Source organism: Mesorhizobium kamtschaticum (assembly GCF_056174585.1).
Window position 1 is genome coordinate 7,014,774 of record NZ_CM149691.1, and the last position, 15,983, is coordinate 7,030,756.

The following is a 15,983-nucleotide window of genomic DNA, read 5'->3' on the forward strand; positions in this document are numbered from 1 at the left end:
TGCAGGTGCCAGAGCAACAAACGTCAAAAACGACCTTTGCCGGGGCGTCCTTTGCGCGTCCAAGTGGACACGCGGCACTCCTGTGTCAGTGCAAGTCGGCCAGCAAGGCTTGCGCCTCGGCAAGGTTCTTCTCGGAGCCGGCGGTGAGATCATCCATCTTGCGGTCCCTGAAGATGACCAGCGCCTCCTGGCAAGCGGCGATAGCCTCCTCGGCCAGCGCCTTGTCCTTGCGGGCCGCGCCCAAATCGGTCAGCACGTCGCACAGGCTGTCCTCGGTGAAGGCGACGGCCGGCACCGAATTGATCTTCTTCTGCACGGCGATCGCCTCGCGCAAGATCGGCACCGCCTCCTCGAAACGGGCGACGTTGTTTTCGGAACGGCCGGCCATCGTCAGCGCATAGCCGACCTCGTTCTGCAGGCTCGCCCAGCGGTCGGGATCGTGGTCGCGGCCAACCTCTTCGGCCAGCGCCCGGTTGACGGCGATCGCCTCGTCGAAAACATCAGGCGACGGCTCTTTCGCCGCGATCATGCTCAGCACATTGGCGAGGTTGCCCTGTGTGGTCGCCCAGCGCTCTGGATCGCGAGCCCGGCTGCGCACGGCCTGTATGCTGCGATAGATGCCGGCCGAGCGCTTCAGCAAGGCGACGTCGTTGCGCCAGTAGCCCAGCGACGACAGTGCGCTCGCCAGATTGGACTGGTTGCGGGTCCAGCCGTCGGCATCCTTGTCGCGAGTCGTTATCGTCAGTGCCGCCTCATAGGCCTGCACGGACTTGGCCATGATGTCCGGGTCGGAAGCCGCACTTGCCTGCATCATGCGCGCATTGCCAAGGTCGCTTTCGACCGAGGCCCACAGCTTGCGGTCCGGCAGCGTGGCATAGACGGCCAGCGCTGCCTCATGCGCCGTCGCCGCCTTCTGGTAGAGCGACGGATCATTGCTCGCGCCGGCGAGGTAGTAATAGGCGCTGCCGAGATCGTTCTGCAATTGGGCATGATCCTGCGGCACGGCGGCAAGATCGTAGAACGGCAAAGCCGCTTCGAGCGCCGTCACCGACTGCTTGAAATCGTCGCCATCCTGCACCCGGTCGCCCAGCACCAGAAGCACATGACCTAGCCCCCATTGTGTTGCCGCCCAGGCGTCCGGATCGCTGTCACGGGTCTGCACTTCGAGCGCCGCACGATAGGCCGTCACCGAGCGTTCGAGCGCTTCGGTCGGACCGCCATCGGCCTTGCCCAGCATGGAGAGAGCGGCGCCCAGCCGGTACTGCGTTTTTGCCCAGTCTTTCGGGGCATTGTCCTTGGTCCGCACGGTGAGCGCGGCGTCGTAGGCGGCGACCGCCTGTTCGAGCACCGCTCTGTCGCCGGCACGATCGCCCCAGCTCGACAGCGTGCTGCCAAGACCGTGCTCGATGGACGCGAATTCCGTGGGCGCGGCCGCGGCAGTGTAAACTTCCGATGCGCTGCGATAGGCCAATGCCGATTTCTGCAGATAGTCGATTCCCGTATCGCGCTCGCCGAGCGAGGCATAGGCCGAGCCCAGATTCTGCTGCAGCGAGGCCCAGTCGAGCGGCAGCTTTTCGCGCGGATATTCCGAGAGCGCGGCCTCATAGGCGGACACCGACTTGAGCAGCGTCGCGGTGTCGTCCTGTTTCACGCCGAGGCGCTGCAAGGCGTTGCCGAGCGTCAGCTGGCCATTGGCCCAGCTTGCCGGCGCGTGCTCGCGTGTCCACACAGTCAGCGCCCCCTCCGCCGCTTCGCGCGCATGCTGCAGTGTCGGGATGTCGCCATTGATCTCGCCGATCGTCTCTAGCGCTGAGCTCATATTGTTCTCAATCGTCGCCCATTGCGCCGGCGCGCGGTCGTGCGTCATTTCCTCCGTCGCCGACTGGTAGGCTGCGACGGACTGCTCGAGCGTTGCGACGTCCTTCTCGCGTGCACCAAGGCGAAACAGAGCGGCGCCGAGATTGACCCGACTCAACGCCCAGTCGAGCGGCACGCGCTCGCGGCTGTATTGCGTCAACGCAGCGCGATGCGCCTCGATGGCGGCGCGAAAACTGTCGCTGGTCGTCTCGCGCTCGCCAAGCTCCGACAGCACGATGCCGAGATTGTTTTGCGTCGCCGCCCATTCGAGCGGCACCTTCTTCGACCCCTGCACCTCGAGCGCCGCGCGGAAGGTGGCGACCGCCTTGTCGAGCAGCACGGTGCCGGTCTCGCGCTGGCCGAGTCGCCAATAGACGGTGCCGAGATTGCCTGAGGTGGACGCCCAATCATCCGGATAGGCCGCGCGCGTATAGACCGTCAGTGCCTGCTCGAAGGCGGCGGCCGCCTTGTCGAGGTTTTCGCGCCCGGCCTCGCGCTCGCCCAAAGTCGACAGCGTGGTGGCGAGATTGTTCTGAGTGGCCGCCCATTGCCGTGGATTTTTCTCGGGCGACACATAGGTCAGGCTCTTTTCATAAGCCGCGACGGCCTGCGCCAGGAAAGCGTTGTCGCCAGAGAAGGTGCCTTGCTGGGAGAGCGCGTTGGCCTCTGCCGCCTTGTAGAACCAGGCGTCCTGATCGTCCCATTTCTCGGCCTGCTCATAGGCTTTGCCGTAATCCTGGGCCGCTTCCTGAAACTTGAACGAGATTTCGTAGGTTTTTGCGCTGTCGCCAAACACCTCGGCGAATTCCAGCCGCCGCGCCTTGAGATCGGCTTCGGCCTTGTCGACCGTGTTTGACAATTCACCGACGCGCGCCTTGGCCTGTTCGTGGAATTTCCTGGCGGCATCGAGCGCGCCTTCGCGCACCGCCTGGTCGGCCAGTTTCGACAGGCGGACGATTTCCGGGTCCTGGCTCTTCAGCGCCGCCTGCTCGGCCAGCACCTGCTTCAGCCGCTCGGTCTGGCCGCGCAGCAATTTGTCGAGCTCCGCCGGGTCCTTCGGCGTGTCGGTGCCGAGTGTCTTCAGCATGGCGTAGAGCGCGTCCATCGGCACGCCGCCGTCGCGCGAAATGGTCTCGATCTGGCGACGCTCGGGATCAGGCAGCGCCGAAATGGTGAGCAGCAGCTGGCGGCGCTCGCTGAGGATGTCGCCTTCATCGCCCTTCGGCGCCTCGGCCGGCGTGCCGAAATAAAGCAGCCGGCGCAAACTCTCATTGACCCATGGCCGCTGCTGGCCGTTGGTCTTGAGGTAGACCTCCTCGCCGATCATGCGCAGAACGGTGCCGAATTCCTCGCCGCCCATCGTATCGATGTGGCGCAGGATCGCCGCCGCATAGGGGCTGTTGCCGTCGGCCGGACCATCGAGCGCCACCTTGCCGGGCTCGGCGGCAAAGCCGATCACCTGGCCAAGACTGTCATCGGCCGAGCCCTTGGCCGGCGCGGTGGTCTTCAACGCCACGACACTGCGCGTTTCGCCGAGACCACCGGCACCGATCGGCTTGCCGTCATCGCCTGGCGACAGCTTCAGCAGCGTGCCCGGCGGGAACGGATCGTTGCGGCAGGCGTCGAGCAGCACGATGGTGACCGGCACCTTGGCCTTGAGGTCGGCGACGATCGACAACAGCGGCACCAGCTTCTCGCCGGCATCGTCGAGCGCCGAAATATCGGCATCGACAGGCACCAAAAAATTCTCGCCGCCGGCCTCGATGCCGTGGCCGGAATAATAGATGACGGCGACATCGGCGCCCTCGGCATCGTCGACGAAGCCTTCGAGATCGCGCCGCAATTTGCGCGCGTCGCGGTTGGTGGCCACGGTTGTTTCGAAGCCGAGCTTGTCGAACATTTCCTCGATGGCGCGGGCGTCGTTTTCGGGATTGGACAGTTTGCCGACATGCTTGTAGTCGGACTGGCCGATGATGAGCGCGATACCTTTCAGCGCCTTCGGCTCCTCGGCTTGAGCCGGGAGCAGCGCGCAAAGGCACAGCATGAGCACCGCGGCAAACGCCACGCACATGCGCACCCTTTCGACGGTCATTCGCCCAAGCTGCATCGCCCACCCCGGAACCCGCAAGGCGCGATCTTACCTTGCGAGATGGCATCATGATGGCCGGCGCATGGCAAGGCGCGGGACGAATGGTGTTCTTGTCGTGAGGCGCGGATGCCGGCTGGTTTTCACGCCGTGAGCAGGTAGTCTTCAACAAAAGCGGCCGTCCTATGCGCGCGCTGGCGACAGGTTCGGCCCGAAAAGCTTCAGGGAGGTTGCGATGACGGACTTCACACCAAAATTCGATCTGGCCGGCAAGGTGGTGCTGGTCACCGGCGCTTCGCGCGGCATTGGCCGTGCCTGCGCATTGGCTTGCGCCGGCTCCGGCGCCGACATGATCGTCGGCGTGCGCAGCAAGGCCGACGGGGCGGAGCTTGTGGGCGAAATCGAACGCATCGGCCGGCGGGCGCTTGCCGTGCAGATGGATGCGACCGATCTCGCCACGGTTCGCAAAGGCGTCGCCGATGCGCATGCCACCTTCGGCCGCATCGATGTCCTGGTCAACAATGTCGGGCTCGGGCCGGAAAACCTGGCGGAAAACGTCACCGAGGAGGATTTCGACCTGACGGTGAACGTCAACCTCAAGGGCACGTTCTTCACCACCCAGGCTGTCGGCAAACTGATGATCGCGCAAAAAGGTGGGCGCATCATCAACATCAGCTCTCAGGCCGGCACGGTGACGCTGAAGGGCGAGGCGATCTACTGCATGACCAAGGCGGCGATCAACCATCTGACGCGCTGCCTGGCGGCCGAATGGGCGCAGCACAAGATCGCCGTCAACAGCGTGGCGCCGACCTTCATCTGGACCGACGGGACGCGGCCGTCACTCGCTGAACCGGATTTCCATGCGCATGTGCTGGGGCACATTCCGCTCGGCCGCATCGGCGACCCGATCGATGTCGCGGGAACCGTGGTGTTCCTCGCCTCGCCGGCAGCGTCGCTGATTACGGGAACGAATATACTGGTCGACGGCGGCTGGTCGGTGGCGTAGGCCGCAGCCAGCCTATTTGAAGCTGGCGATGGGCAGGAACTTGACCGCGGAGCCGGTGAAGCGGCGGTGATCGGACGTCTGTCCTCGCGGCTGGAAACCGTCGAGATAGACCTGCTCCGGCGCCGTGCGGATGAAATGGGCGGCGATGACGGGCGCCGCTGCTGATCCGGTCCCGCCGGCGATGCCGCGACCTGCCTGAAGCGGCCTGACAGTCAACGCGACGGGCACAATCACGGCGGTGGCTTCGGGATCGAGACGCGGCTGGACACGGTCGGCCTTGGGGCTTGTCCGGACACGATCTTCGGGTTTCGGTGCAGGGACCGCGGCGCGCTGACCTGCCAGCCCATCGAGGCTGTTATCGGGGTGATGCATGGCCAGCAAGGCAGCGACGGCGTCGCCATATTTGGCGGCTTCCGGCTGACGCGTCGGGCTTGTCTGGCTTTGCGGCCGCCATGTCGGCAAGGGGACGGTGAGCGCCGCCATCTCCGGCGCGGCGGCCGCCGGAGCGGCATCCGTCTTGCCCGGGGGAACCTCCGTGTTGCTTGCCGCCGGCTTGGCAGCCGGCAGTTCGGCCCGCGTCGCGGACGCGCCGGCCGTTGCGAACGGCGCGGTTTGCGGGGTCGCAATGCTGGCCGTGGGGACAGCGCGCGGGGCGACGGCCGGCAACGGCACCGTGTTGGGCGCCATCGCCATGACGATTGCTTCAGGCGTGTTACTCTTTTGCTCGGCGAGTGGTTCTTCAGCCGCACCGGCGGATGCCGCCTGGAAATCCGCCCGCTGGGCTGCCTCCGGCGGCACGATGGCGATGCCCTGCCCTGCCGCCTTGGACTCCACGGACTTGGCCGGTTTGCGTGGCGCCGGCGCCGTCTCCGCGACATCCTCCGCCTCGTCGCGCCCGCCCAAGAGCGTCGCCAGCAGGCCGCGCGACTTGCGTTGGCCGGCGTCGGCGCTTGCCAGTTCGATGTTGGGCGTACCGGCGCTCTTGCGCGATTTGTAGGCGGCAAGCGCCTGGTCAAAGCCGGGCAGCGGCCTGCCATCGCTTGGCACATGCAGCGTGTTGCCGTTCGGGAAGACCCTGGCGAGTTCCTGGCGGCTGATGCCCGGCCAATGCCGCACATTGCCGACATCCATATGAATGAAGGGCGAGCCGGAGGTCGGGTAATAGCCGACGCCGCCGCCCTGTATCTTGAGGCCGATGTCGCGCAGCTTCTTCAGCGGCACATCCGGCAGGAAGAAGTCCATCGCGCGGCCAACCATGTGCTGGCTTTCCCGGGCCACGCCCTTCGAGCGGCTGCGCAGCATGGCGTTGGTCGCCGGCGAGCGATAGGCGCTGACCACATGGATATAGGAGGTCGAACCACTGGCGCGATAGGCCTGCCAGACGAGGTCGAGCAGGCGCGGATCCATCCTGGTCGGCTCGTTGCGACGCCAGTCGCGCAGCATGAAGTTGATCTTCTTCAAGCCAGCCTGATCGTAGCGGCCGTTGCGCTTGAAGACGATCTCGGCCTTCTCGCCGGTATGGAGATGTTGAATCCGCAAAGCGCGCGTCTCGGCGGACGCACCGGTGACGCACAGGCAAAGGAACGCGACCACAATGGCCGGCAGCCATGTCCAAGGATGGGAGGGCGCGTTCTGTCCGCTTTCAGTCACGTTCATGCCTTGCACATTGTTTCTGTTTCGGGCGATTTGACGTCTTCGCCGGATGGGAGCCTTGTTTTCGAAGCGCTCGACCCGACAAGCAGGCCCCACCAGGCAGACGGGCATCCGTCCCGTCCTATCGATGAACAGCATCTTGGTTAACGAATCGTGTTCGTGGCGGGCATGAGCCTTCCCGACAGGGGCGGGTTGCCCGAAAGCATTCAGCCGATCGCTTCAGCGGAACAGATATTTCGAGACTTCCGGATTGCCGCGCCGCCACATCACATTGTCCAGGAAGTAATGGTGCACGTTGATGAAGATCCAGGCGATGAAGAGGAAAAGCGACGAGCCGAGCACTGCCCTGTCGTAGGGAACCAGGTCGATCAGCGCCATCGGCACCAGCCAGAAGCCGAGCGCTCCGAGAATTGCGCCGACCACAATGAAGGCCAGCACGCGCAGCCTGTATCGCGGTCCAAGAATGGACAGGACCTTCAATCCCGGCCTCTCGACGGCATCCGCACGATCGCGCTCGACATTGGTCTGGTAGCGCCAGACCACCGCCAGGTACTGCAATGAATGGAGCGCCGGCACCACGAGCAGCCAGAGCGGGTTCAGCGTCACGAACAGGATCCAGGCATAGAGGGACACGACGTAAGCGACGACGCCGTTGTAGGGTAGCGCCCCACCATGCTTGCGCCAGCGATTGATGAACATCACCGCGGTTGCCGCCGAGGAGGCGGCAGCGATCGACATGGCGATGGTGAGGAGCCATGGCGGGACCGCGAAGGTGTAGTACTGCAAACCCCAGAATTGCCTTTCGCTGATCACCACGTTGGTCTGAAGCCATGCGAACAACCACACGGCGTAGCCGTTGAACAGCAGCACCTTCTTGTCCTGTTCGCTGAAGAATTTGCGCTTCAGCACGGCGTCCACCATCAGCATGCCGTAGCCTTGCTTGACGTAGTGCCAGCCGACGAAAAAGCCCATCGCGTTGGTTGCGTTGCCCAGCAGGCGGGCGTTGCCCGCCAGCGAGCCATAGGCAAAGAAGGCGGTCATGGCCAACGGGACGACAATGGCGGCGATGATGTAGCGGATCTGGAGGTTGCGGCTGTAACCGTCGCCGCGCACCTTGCGCGCGAAGTTGCGGTAGAAGATCTGGTACGAATGACCGAAGTGCGGCTGGTTTATGAGATGCGAGAGCAGGAACATCGTCAGCGTCACGGCGGCTTCGTAGCGGAGCGGCAGGAAATACAGCACCGGCAGGATGACAAGCGCGCTTCCGCCAAGCATGAAAAAGTCGATGAACGGGCCAAAGAGATATTTTTGCGGCGTGGCCGCGACGGAAGCCGGGGCATCTGCCGAAAGGTGAAGTGCCATGGTGCCTTCTCCCTGTGATCAGAACGACGTCGCGAGATAGGCCGTCGATTGCATCTGGCCAGCGGCAGGACGTATTCGTCTAAGAACTAATTTCGCTTGCGAGCAGGTTTTGCAGTGCTCTGAAATTTCGAATATTCTCTGCCCCGAGAGGGTAGGGGATGCTGGCATACGAAGCTCCGACTATACGTCGATACGCGCAAATTATCGGCCTGTCGATCTCGGCGTTTGTTCTGGCCGATTTTCTCTGCCTATCCGTCAGCAACATCACGATCGATGCCTATAATGGCGTCGAACTGATCATCGCTTGTTCGATCGCCGGCGCTTATTGGGGTGCTGGAAAGTTTGCCGCCCTAATGGCAAATCGAAGCCAGTCTGGACTTTCCCGAGTATGGAAAGGTGCCGAGGCTGCCTTCGCAAACATCGCCATCTTCGTGGCGGTATTCATTCCGATGTCGATTGCCAGCTGCCTGTTCATGTATCTTGCCGCATCGACAACCAGACCTCGGCTCGACTGGCTGCTCGTCGCCGGAGACAAGACCCTTGGCTTCGAATGGCCCTCGGCGCTGGGCTACGCCAATTCCTATCCGAAGATCGCAGCAGTTCTGGTGTTCTGCTACGAGGCGCTCACCTATCAGTTGCCGGTGGTGGTGCTCTGGCATGCCGCCACAAATCAGCGGCGCCGGCTGCTCGAGTTCACCGCGATCCTGTTTGCATCGTCGGTGTTGACCGCCATCATCATGGCCGCCGTCCCGGTGGACGGCCCCTACCTCTATTTCCACCCGGCGCCTTCGCTATTCGACCATTTCACGAATGCCGGCCTGTCCCATGCTGCAACGGTCGATGCGCTGCGCTCCGGGGCGCCTTTCGACTTCCTGATCTCTAAGACAGTTGGGATCACGTGCTTTCCCTCATTCCACACCACTCTCGGGATCATCATCACCTATGCCATGCGAAGGACGCCCTTGCTGATCCCGATTGCCCTGGTTAATGCGGCTATGATTGTCTCGACGGTGCCAGAGGGCGGCCACTACCTAGTCGATGTCATCGGTGGCGGTGTCGTGGCAGCCACAGCCATCATCAGCGTGACCATCTTCACTAGCGCAAATCAGCAAGAATTGGCTCAGAGGATCACGGCCCGAAGCTGATAGCGTCGGCGGCCACCGAGACGACGCCGGTGCATCAGATCGTCGACGCGATGTTGGCGGTCGAAAGAACGCCGAGCGCGCCGAAATACTATTCTACGAACATTACGTTGCTGAAGGCATTCTGAATCGGCCCGCAGCCCCCGCAGTCAAGATCGTCGAGCCGCAAACAAATAAATGCCTGTGTAAGTTTGGTTGATCTATGACCGCCCGGAAACCGCTGCTCTTGCGCGGAAGAACCGCGGCAGAAGCATGGGGACGCGCCGAGCGTATTCATCGTATTCGGGAAACGTCTCTCGAAGAATACCTTCCTCGTTCCGGGCACGTCGATACTGCAGAAGAAATTGGACCGCGCCTAACGCCACCATCAGCACCGAAAAATGCGAAAGGATCATTCCGAGAATGAATGTCGCCTCGCAGATGTAAAGTGGATGGCGAACAATGGAGTATGGACCGGAGGTAACCAACTGCCGGGCCGTAGCCATGATGGAGAAAGAGCGGCCGAGCCAGCAGAGGCAATACACAGAACTGAACATGCCGATGAAAATCAAGCCGAGGGCCACCATCTGCACAGTCTCGTTTTCCACCGCTGGCGTCAGAAACATTGCAACGATGATCAGGAACGTTCCGGCCACCGAGGTGACCCTTGGTTCTATTCCCTGGGCGGTTCCTTTTGGCGGGAGACGGCCGACCGTCAGGAAAACCTGCAGGGCGGATAACGCGGTCGCCAGGACTTGGTTGACGACAGCCAGCGAACTTGCCGACACGCCCTGATGGAAATAGGCGAACAGAGGAATCGCGCTGAGAACCGCCAGGACCGTCATGATACAGACGATCGCGATCCGGCCGAGAAAATCTTCATTCAACATTTCGCCACCCCTGCAAAGAGGCACTGAAGCATTACTTGCGTGTGCGGACAAGTAAATGGTTTCCTAAGCGTTAACGTCCAAACTGACTGTTCGTCGAGGCGCGTTGTCGAAGTCATCAAAGCTCCCGGTTAGATGGCCAGAGCGCACCGGTTAACTGTTTGGAAACCATCGCCTTGTGTGACGGACCACGAAGTGGTTCACTCCTCGCGTAAATGACATTGGGAGATGGAGCCGATGGACCTCCTTGGTCTGCAATCGCTGCTCATTTGCGCCCTGATCTTCGTACCGCTGGAGCACCTCCTCGCCCTGCGGACGCAACAAAGGATATTCCGCAAGGGTCTCGGCACAGATGTGATCTACGCGGTGGTCAACGGCGCGTTCCTCAAGATCTGCATTCTCCTCATGGCGGCAGCGGCAATGAATGCCTCGGCGTCTTTGGTACCGGAGAGGGTAACAATGGCTGTGAGCGGTCAGGCAACATGGCTCCAGGTCATAGAGATCATCATCCTCACCGATCTCGGCATCTACGCCTCGCACCGAGCGTTTCATGCAATCCCGGCGCTCTGGAAATTCCACGCGATCCATCACGGCATCGAGGAGTTGGACTGGATGGTTGCTTTCCGAGCTCATCCTGTGGACCAGATCATCACCAAGGCTGTCTCGCTTCTGCCTGTATTCTTTCTGGGATTTTCGTCAGAGGCCATCGCTGTATACTTCATCATCGCCACCGGGCATGCGCTGCTTCTGCATGCTAATGTGAGGATGAACTTCGGGCCGCTCAAATGGCTGATCGCAACCCCACAATTCCATCACTGGCATCATGCAGATCAACGTGACGCCTATGACAAGAACTTCGCCAGTCAATTAGCCATCATCGATGCTCTATTCGGCACGTTTCATGTTCCAGACTCCAAGATGCCCGAGAAATATGGAGTCGATGAGCCGATCCCGACGAACTATATCGGCCAGCACGGCTACCCGTTCGTGCGCCGCATTCAAGAACGCCGGAATACCGCGGATACCATCGTAAAGCCGGCGACCGAGACATAGCCAAATGAAGTAGCGCATCGGCAGACCACCGCCTGTCGGTTATCACATCGATAGCGAGCCAGGGAGCATAAAGCCGTATGCGACCTGCAGGGCGATCATGCAGATCGATGCCACTGAGATCGGTACGCCAAACGGGACGACACCTTTGCGATCAAGGTGCTGAACGTAGAGCCGGAACGCGCCTTGCGGCAGCAAGAATGGATTTTTCACGACCATGGCCGTGGCGAGGGCGAAAAGCAGCAGCAAGATGGAAAACCCGACGAGATCATTTCCGCCGACCAGAAACGGCACGACTGCCATCAGCTTAACATCGCCCGCGCCGACCTTTCGCAGCACCCAAAACGGAAAGAGCGCCACGAACAGCACAAGCGCGGCGACGGCGCTCAGCCCCATGTCCCACCAGGATCCGGTCTGGAGCGACAGCAGCAACAGCGACCCCGCTCCCAGGCAGAGCAGCAGCAGCACGTCGCGATTGGCTATCTTCTGTGTGGTGAAATCCAGCCACGCAATCCTTGCAAGCAAGGGTATGGCGAGTGCTTTCAGCAGCAGCACTTCGACAAGCAACATGCTAGCGCTCGATGTTCTGCACGCTTGACGACAGAAGTTTCAGATTGTTGGCGACCGTCGGATCGTTGGGCGCCAGTTCATAGGCCTTGAGGAAACTGCTGCGTGCGTCCTGCAGCTTGCCGCGCAGCAAATAGGAGTAGCCGATATTGTTGTAATATTCGGGTGACGCGCCAACCAGCTTGAAAGCCCTGCTATAGGCCCGGTCGGCGAGGTCGAATCGATGGATGCGGTCGCACGATGCGGCCAGCCCCATCCAGGCACCGCCGTCATTGGGGGCCAGTTGCGTCGCCTTGAAGAACAGCGCGCCGGCGTTGCCGTAATTTTCCGCGCGAAACTGGTTCGTGGCTTCAGCCACGGCCTGGTCCGAGGCGTAATATTCGACGTCGCTGACCGTCTTCAGCCCATCGAAGGCATCGCCAAAGGACGTGACGTCGCCTTTCGACGGCTCGTTGGTGCGCACGACACCATCGGTGGTGTTCGCACCATTGGTTTGGCAACCGGCAAGCGCCATCAACAGGCTGGCTGCGGCTACGGCTGCGAGGCGCATTGGCCCTGTCATTTTGTCTCCCAAGAGTCCCCGACCCTATTTTAGAACCAAAGCATATAACCATTTAGAAAAAATGCCCTTCATGCGGATGAGCACGGGCAACATGACGACCATCATCACGACCGGAAAGATGCAGAGGCCCAGCGGGATCATCATCTTGACCGGCAAGGCGTTGGCACGTTCCTCAGCGCTCATAATTCTCTGGGTGCGCATTTCGTCGCTATAGATGCGCAGGGCGCCTGTAAGACTGGTGCCCAGCTCTTCCGACTGGCGGAACAGAACGGCCAGAGCGCGCGCCTCGTCAAGCCCGATGCGGTCGGCAAGCTCGCGCAGTGCCTCGCGCAACGGTTTGCCCGCACGCAACTGCAGGGTCACGATCGAGAGCTGAATACCCAGCCATTTGTGGGTGCCGGCCAACTCGGCGCCAACGCGCTCCACGGCCGCCTCGAGGCTCATGCCGGCGTCGGCGCAGGTGATCATCATATCCATGAAATCGGGAAAGCCGCGCCGATAGACCTGCTTTTGCCGGCTTTCGAAGCGGTCAAGAGCAATGCTGGGTATGACAAGGCAGCCAAGCCCGATCACCGCCGAACCTGCAAATGCCGCGAAAGCCGGCAATTGCGGCGGCAACGCCCGCGACAGAACCGCGTAACAGACCAAGAAGCCGACGCAGACGGCGCCGAGGCGAGAGAGCGTGTAGATTGCCGGAGCGCCTGAATGATAGAACCCCGCCCGGAACAGTTTCGCTTCCAAGGCATTCGGTTCGCCGCGTTCTTTTTCCAGGCTGCGGAAATAGGCATCGACAGGCCGCCGCGCGGAAATCCTGTTGAGCTCCCGCTGGGCATAGAGCGATCGGCGATCGGTGATCCCCTCGGACAAAAGGGTTTGTGCAACCAGCTTTCTTGTCTGGAAGACCGGGATGAGGACAAAGGCGGCCAGCAAAAAAAGCGCCACTGCCGCCAGGAAGGTGGCGAGAGAGAGCAGCGTGGCCGAATTTCCTAGATTGGTAAACACGTCCATGCCCGCCACTAGAAATCGAAGTTGACCATTCGGTACATTATGAAGTCGCCCACCAGTGCCAACGACCCAAAGATCGCAAACACTGGCACGATGATCGGGTTACCCCAGACGTCACCGTAAAAGCTCGGAGCGGCGATCGACAGCACCCCAAGCATCAGAAGCGGAAATAGCGAGATTATCCAGGCAGACATGCGGCCTTCGGCGGAAAGCGCCCTGATCTTCATGCGCAATTTCCTCCGTTCACGCAGTACCGACGACAGGTTCGAGAGTATTTCGGTAAGATTGCCGCCGGTCTTTGCCTGGATGGAGAGCGACACCGAAAGCAGATGGAGACCTTCGAAACCGACCCGCTCCGACAATTTTCGAACAGCCTGCTCCAGACTGAGGCCAAAACTGATTTCATCGGAAACGATGCCGAATTCAGTGCCGAGAGGATCGGGCATTTCACGCGCGACAACCCCTATCGCGACGGTCGTCGGGTGACCGGCGCGCAGAGAACGCACGATCATATCGAGTGCATCGGGAAGCTGCAGAGAAAATTTGTTGATGCGCTTGTTCCGGGCGCCTCGTAAAACGAGAACCGGCAGGGCAAATCCGACAATCAGGAAGACGATGACGGCAACAATGACGGAAAAGTGCAAAAGCAATGGCAGGAGGAGCGCCAGCACAAGGCCGGCAAGCAGGAAGACTGCGAGGAAAGCCAGTGGATTACCGGTGATGCCGGATTGCGTATAGAGCCGGTTGAGCGCGATTGCGCCGTATATGAAGTCGCCCGATGCGGTCAGCCCACGCTCCTGCAGCAGCCCCTGCAAACTCCGCTCGGCCGGGGCTTCGTCTCCTAGTCGCTGCAAGCGTCGATTGATGATACCTGCCCGCGCCCGCCGCCCGGCGTATGAAAGATAGAAGGATTCGGCAGCGAGGATGACCGATGCCGCCGCCAGCACATAAATGAAATAGAGGAGAGTCTGACCGGATGGCATCAGAGTGAGACCTGCGGATTGAACGCATCGTTTGCGAAATGGTGTCCCATAGCCGCGGCTTCGGTGGCAAATCGCGGCCGGACACCAGTAGCGCGAAAGTCGCCGACAATGGCGCCATCGGCGCGAACATCGCGGCGGACGAAGTGATAGATTTCCTGAACCTGGACGACGTTGCCTTCCATACCGGTCAGTTCCGATATGGAGGTGACACGCCGCCCGCCATCCGAGAGACGCTGGGTCTGCACGATGATGTCGAGGGCCGAGGCGATCTGCGCGCGAATTGAATCGTTGGTCATCGGCATGCCGGCCATGCCGACCATCTGTTCGAGCCGCGAGATCGCATCGCGCGGCGTGTTGGCGTGGATGGTGGTCATCGAGCCTTCATGACCGGTGTTCATGGCCTGCAGCATGTCGAAGGCTTCCTCGCCGCGAACCTCGCCGACGATAATGCGGTCCGGCCGCATGCGCAGCGCGTTCTTCAGCAATTCGCGCTGGCGAACCTCGCCCTTGCCCTCGACATTGGGTGGACGCGTCTCCAGCCGCCCGACATGCGGCTGCTGCAATTGCAGCTCGGCCGCATCCTCGATGGTGATCAGGCGTTCCCTTGAAGGGATGTAACTCGACAGCGCGTTGAGCAAGGTCGTCTTGCCGCTGCCGGTGCCACCGGAAACCAGGATCGATTTGCGCGTTTGTACGGCGATCCGCAGCAGATCGACCATCGGCTGTCGGATCGAGTTGAACGCCATCAGACGTTCGAGCGAATAAGGATTCTTGGAGAATTTTCGGATCGAGACCAGCGGGCCGTCGACCGAGACCGGCCGCACCGCGATGTTGACGCGGGAGCCGTCTTCCAGACGCGCATCGACCATCGGCGCCGATTCGTCGACGCGCCGGCCGATCGCCGAGACGATCTTGTTGATGACGCGCAGGAGATGCGCCTCGTCGCGAAAGCGGATCTTCGTCTCTTCGATCACACCATTTCGCTCGATGAAGACGCGCTTGTGGGTATTGATTAGAATGTCGGTGATCGAGTCATCCTTGAGCAACGGTTCGATTGGCCCCAGGCCCAACATCTCGTCGGCGGTATCGCTGGTCAGTTGGTCGAGTTCGCGGGCATTCAGGGGCACGGTTCGAACGCGCACGAACTCGCGTACGATGGGGCGGATCTCGTTCAGGATCTCGTCCTTCGACGCCGTTTCGAGCGACGCAAGGTTGAACCGGTCAATCAGATGTCGATGCAGATCGACCTTCAACGCCAGGAACTCGTCACCATGCGGCTCGAGATCGGCGACAGGAAGGGCGCCGTTGGCAACGGGGAGGACCGCGAACGACTCCGCCCTTGGCTCGATCCGCGCCTCGCCACCCTTGATGAACCGCCCCAGCATAATCCGCTATACTCCCTTGAGCGCATATTAGCGGAAACTAAACGTTAACCAAGCGAGGCACAAGCGCCGGGGCGCGCCACGCATGGCCAATACTTTCAACATAGTTAAGAATCGGCGCCCGAAAATATCGTTTTATTTGTGACTGCCGCGCCGTCGAACTTGAGTGGCGCACTAGGCCTTCCAGCACTCTGAGCACCTTGCGTACTCTGACATGGGTATCCACTCCGCAATTGGCGATAACCCCTTAGATATAAAGGGGTATGCCATTTTGCTAAATTAGAGATAGCTTTATTAGCACGTCGGCATGATTGTGAACGAATGGTTAAGAGCGGCTGAAAAATTAGTCGAATCAAGCTCTTGCTGAAACTTAACCCCCTGTCTGAACTCGAAAGTCCGTGTATTGGAAAGTTAAGGAACCGTTAATCCCGTTGACTCTGCAATTTCCCGAGACCTAGGATC

Annotated in this window: 12 protein-coding genes; 3 read left to right on the top strand and 9 right to left on the bottom strand. The window is 61.0% G+C overall.

Annotation, left to right across the window (positions count from 1 at the left end; translation table 11 throughout):
* Positions 1-85 precede the first annotated feature (85 nt).
* Complete coding sequence (locus AC0V7N_RS34505; RefSeq protein ID WP_496627603.1) at positions 86-3,949, bottom strand: caspase family protein; 3,864 nt, start codon at positions 3,947-3,949, stop codon at positions 86-88.
* A gap of 229 nt (positions 3,950-4,178) precedes the next feature.
* On the opposite strand from AC0V7N_RS34505, the gene AC0V7N_RS34510 reads away from it, so the two are divergent.
* Positions 4,179-4,949: an SDR family NAD(P)-dependent oxidoreductase gene (locus AC0V7N_RS34510; RefSeq protein WP_475453268.1), complete on the top strand. Its 771-nt coding sequence runs from the start codon at positions 4,179-4,181 to the stop codon at positions 4,947-4,949.
* 12 nt (positions 4,950-4,961) lie between these two features.
* On the opposite strand, the gene AC0V7N_RS34515 is transcribed toward AC0V7N_RS34510, so the two are convergent.
* On the bottom strand, positions 4,962-6,605 hold the full coding sequence (locus tag AC0V7N_RS34515; RefSeq protein ID WP_475453270.1) for a peptidoglycan L,D-endopeptidase MepK: 1,644 nt from the start codon (positions 6,603-6,605) through the stop codon (positions 4,962-4,964).
* Between the two features lie 216 nt (positions 6,606-6,821).
* Positions 6,822-7,964: a hypothetical protein gene (locus AC0V7N_RS34520; protein WP_475453272.1), complete on the bottom strand. Its 1,143-nt coding sequence runs from the start codon at positions 7,962-7,964 to the stop codon at positions 6,822-6,824.
* A 158-nt stretch (positions 7,965-8,122) separates the two neighbouring features.
* Between AC0V7N_RS34520 and AC0V7N_RS34525 the strand changes: the two genes are divergently transcribed.
* A complete protein-coding gene (locus tag AC0V7N_RS34525) occupies positions 8,123-9,109 on the top strand; it encodes a phosphatase PAP2 family protein (protein ID WP_475453274.1) in 987 nt (328 codons plus the stop codon).
* Between the two features lie 197 nt (positions 9,110-9,306).
* Here AC0V7N_RS34525 and AC0V7N_RS34530 read toward each other — a convergent pair whose 3' ends face one another.
* A complete protein-coding gene (locus tag AC0V7N_RS34530; protein ID WP_475453276.1) occupies positions 9,307-9,975 on the bottom strand; it encodes a methyltransferase family protein in 669 nt (222 codons plus the stop codon).
* Positions 9,976-10,200: 225 nt separating this feature from the next.
* Between AC0V7N_RS34530 and AC0V7N_RS34535 the strand changes: the two genes are divergently transcribed.
* On the top strand, positions 10,201-11,025 hold the full coding sequence (locus AC0V7N_RS34535; protein ID WP_475453278.1) for a sterol desaturase family protein: 825 nt from the start codon (positions 10,201-10,203) through the stop codon (positions 11,023-11,025).
* Between the two features lie 42 nt (positions 11,026-11,067).
* Here AC0V7N_RS34535 and AC0V7N_RS34540 read toward each other — a convergent pair whose 3' ends face one another.
* Genes AC0V7N_RS34540 through AC0V7N_RS34560 form a run of 5 tightly spaced genes read right to left on the bottom strand, consistent with a single transcriptional unit; the run spans position 11,068 to position 15,524 of the window.
* Complete coding sequence (locus AC0V7N_RS34540; protein WP_475453280.1) at positions 11,068-11,592, bottom strand: prepilin peptidase; 525 nt, start codon at positions 11,590-11,592, stop codon at positions 11,068-11,070.
* A gap of 1 nt (position 11,593) precedes the next feature.
* Positions 11,594-12,151 carry a tetratricopeptide repeat protein gene (locus tag AC0V7N_RS34545; RefSeq protein ID WP_475453282.1) on the bottom strand — a complete coding sequence of 186 codons (558 nt, stop codon included), beginning with the start codon at positions 12,149-12,151 and terminating at the stop codon, positions 11,594-11,596.
* A 24-nt stretch (positions 12,152-12,175) separates the two neighbouring features.
* Positions 12,176-13,159: a type II secretion system F family protein gene (locus AC0V7N_RS34550; RefSeq protein WP_475453284.1), complete on the bottom strand. Its 984-nt coding sequence runs from the start codon at positions 13,157-13,159 to the stop codon at positions 12,176-12,178.
* Positions 13,160-13,167: 8 nt separating this feature from the next.
* Entirely contained in the window at positions 13,168-14,139 is a 972-nt protein-coding gene (locus AC0V7N_RS34555; protein WP_475453286.1) for a type II secretion system F family protein, read from the bottom strand.
* Entirely contained in the window at positions 14,139-15,524 is a 1,386-nt protein-coding gene (locus AC0V7N_RS34560) for a TadA family conjugal transfer-associated ATPase (protein ID WP_475453288.1), read from the bottom strand. Before AC0V7N_RS34560 ends, AC0V7N_RS34555 begins: the two co-directional genes overlap by 1 nt.
* Positions 15,525-15,983: the final 459 nt, after the last annotated feature.

What these genes read in the sequence shown, in the direction of transcription:
- AC0V7N_RS34505 (WP_496627603.1), bottom strand. Translation starts at nt 3,949, where the DNA reads ATGACCGTCGAAAGGGTGCGCATGTGCGTGGCGTTTGCCGCGGTGCTC.
- AC0V7N_RS34510 (WP_475453268.1), top strand. Translation starts at nt 4,179, where the DNA reads ATGACGGACTTCACACCAAAATTCGATCTGGCCGGCAAGGTGGTGCTG.
- AC0V7N_RS34515 (WP_475453270.1), bottom strand. Translation starts at nt 6,605, where the DNA reads ATGAACGTGACTGAAAGCGGACAGAACGCGCCCTCCCATCCTTGGACA.
- AC0V7N_RS34520 (WP_475453272.1), bottom strand. Translation starts at nt 7,964, where the DNA reads ATGGCACTTCACCTTTCGGCAGATGCCCCGGCTTCCGTCGCGGCCACG.
- AC0V7N_RS34525 (WP_475453274.1), top strand. Translation starts at nt 8,123, where the DNA reads ATGCTGGCATACGAAGCTCCGACTATACGTCGATACGCGCAAATTATC.
- AC0V7N_RS34530 (WP_475453276.1), bottom strand. Translation starts at nt 9,975, where the DNA reads ATGTTGAATGAAGATTTTCTCGGCCGGATCGCGATCGTCTGTATCATG.
- AC0V7N_RS34535 (WP_475453278.1), top strand. Translation starts at nt 10,201, where the DNA reads ATGGAGCCGATGGACCTCCTTGGTCTGCAATCGCTGCTCATTTGCGCC.
- AC0V7N_RS34540 (WP_475453280.1), bottom strand. Translation starts at nt 11,592, where the DNA reads ATGTTGCTTGTCGAAGTGCTGCTGCTGAAAGCACTCGCCATACCCTTG.
- AC0V7N_RS34545 (WP_475453282.1), bottom strand. Translation starts at nt 12,151, where the DNA reads ATGACAGGGCCAATGCGCCTCGCAGCCGTAGCCGCAGCCAGCCTGTTG.
- AC0V7N_RS34550 (WP_475453284.1), bottom strand. Translation starts at nt 13,159, where the DNA reads ATGGACGTGTTTACCAATCTAGGAAATTCGGCCACGCTGCTCTCTCTC.
- AC0V7N_RS34555 (WP_475453286.1), bottom strand. Translation starts at nt 14,139, where the DNA reads ATGCCATCCGGTCAGACTCTCCTCTATTTCATTTATGTGCTGGCGGCG.
- AC0V7N_RS34560 (WP_475453288.1), bottom strand. Translation starts at nt 15,524, where the DNA reads ATGCTGGGGCGGTTCATCAAGGGTGGCGAGGCGCGGATCGAGCCAAGG.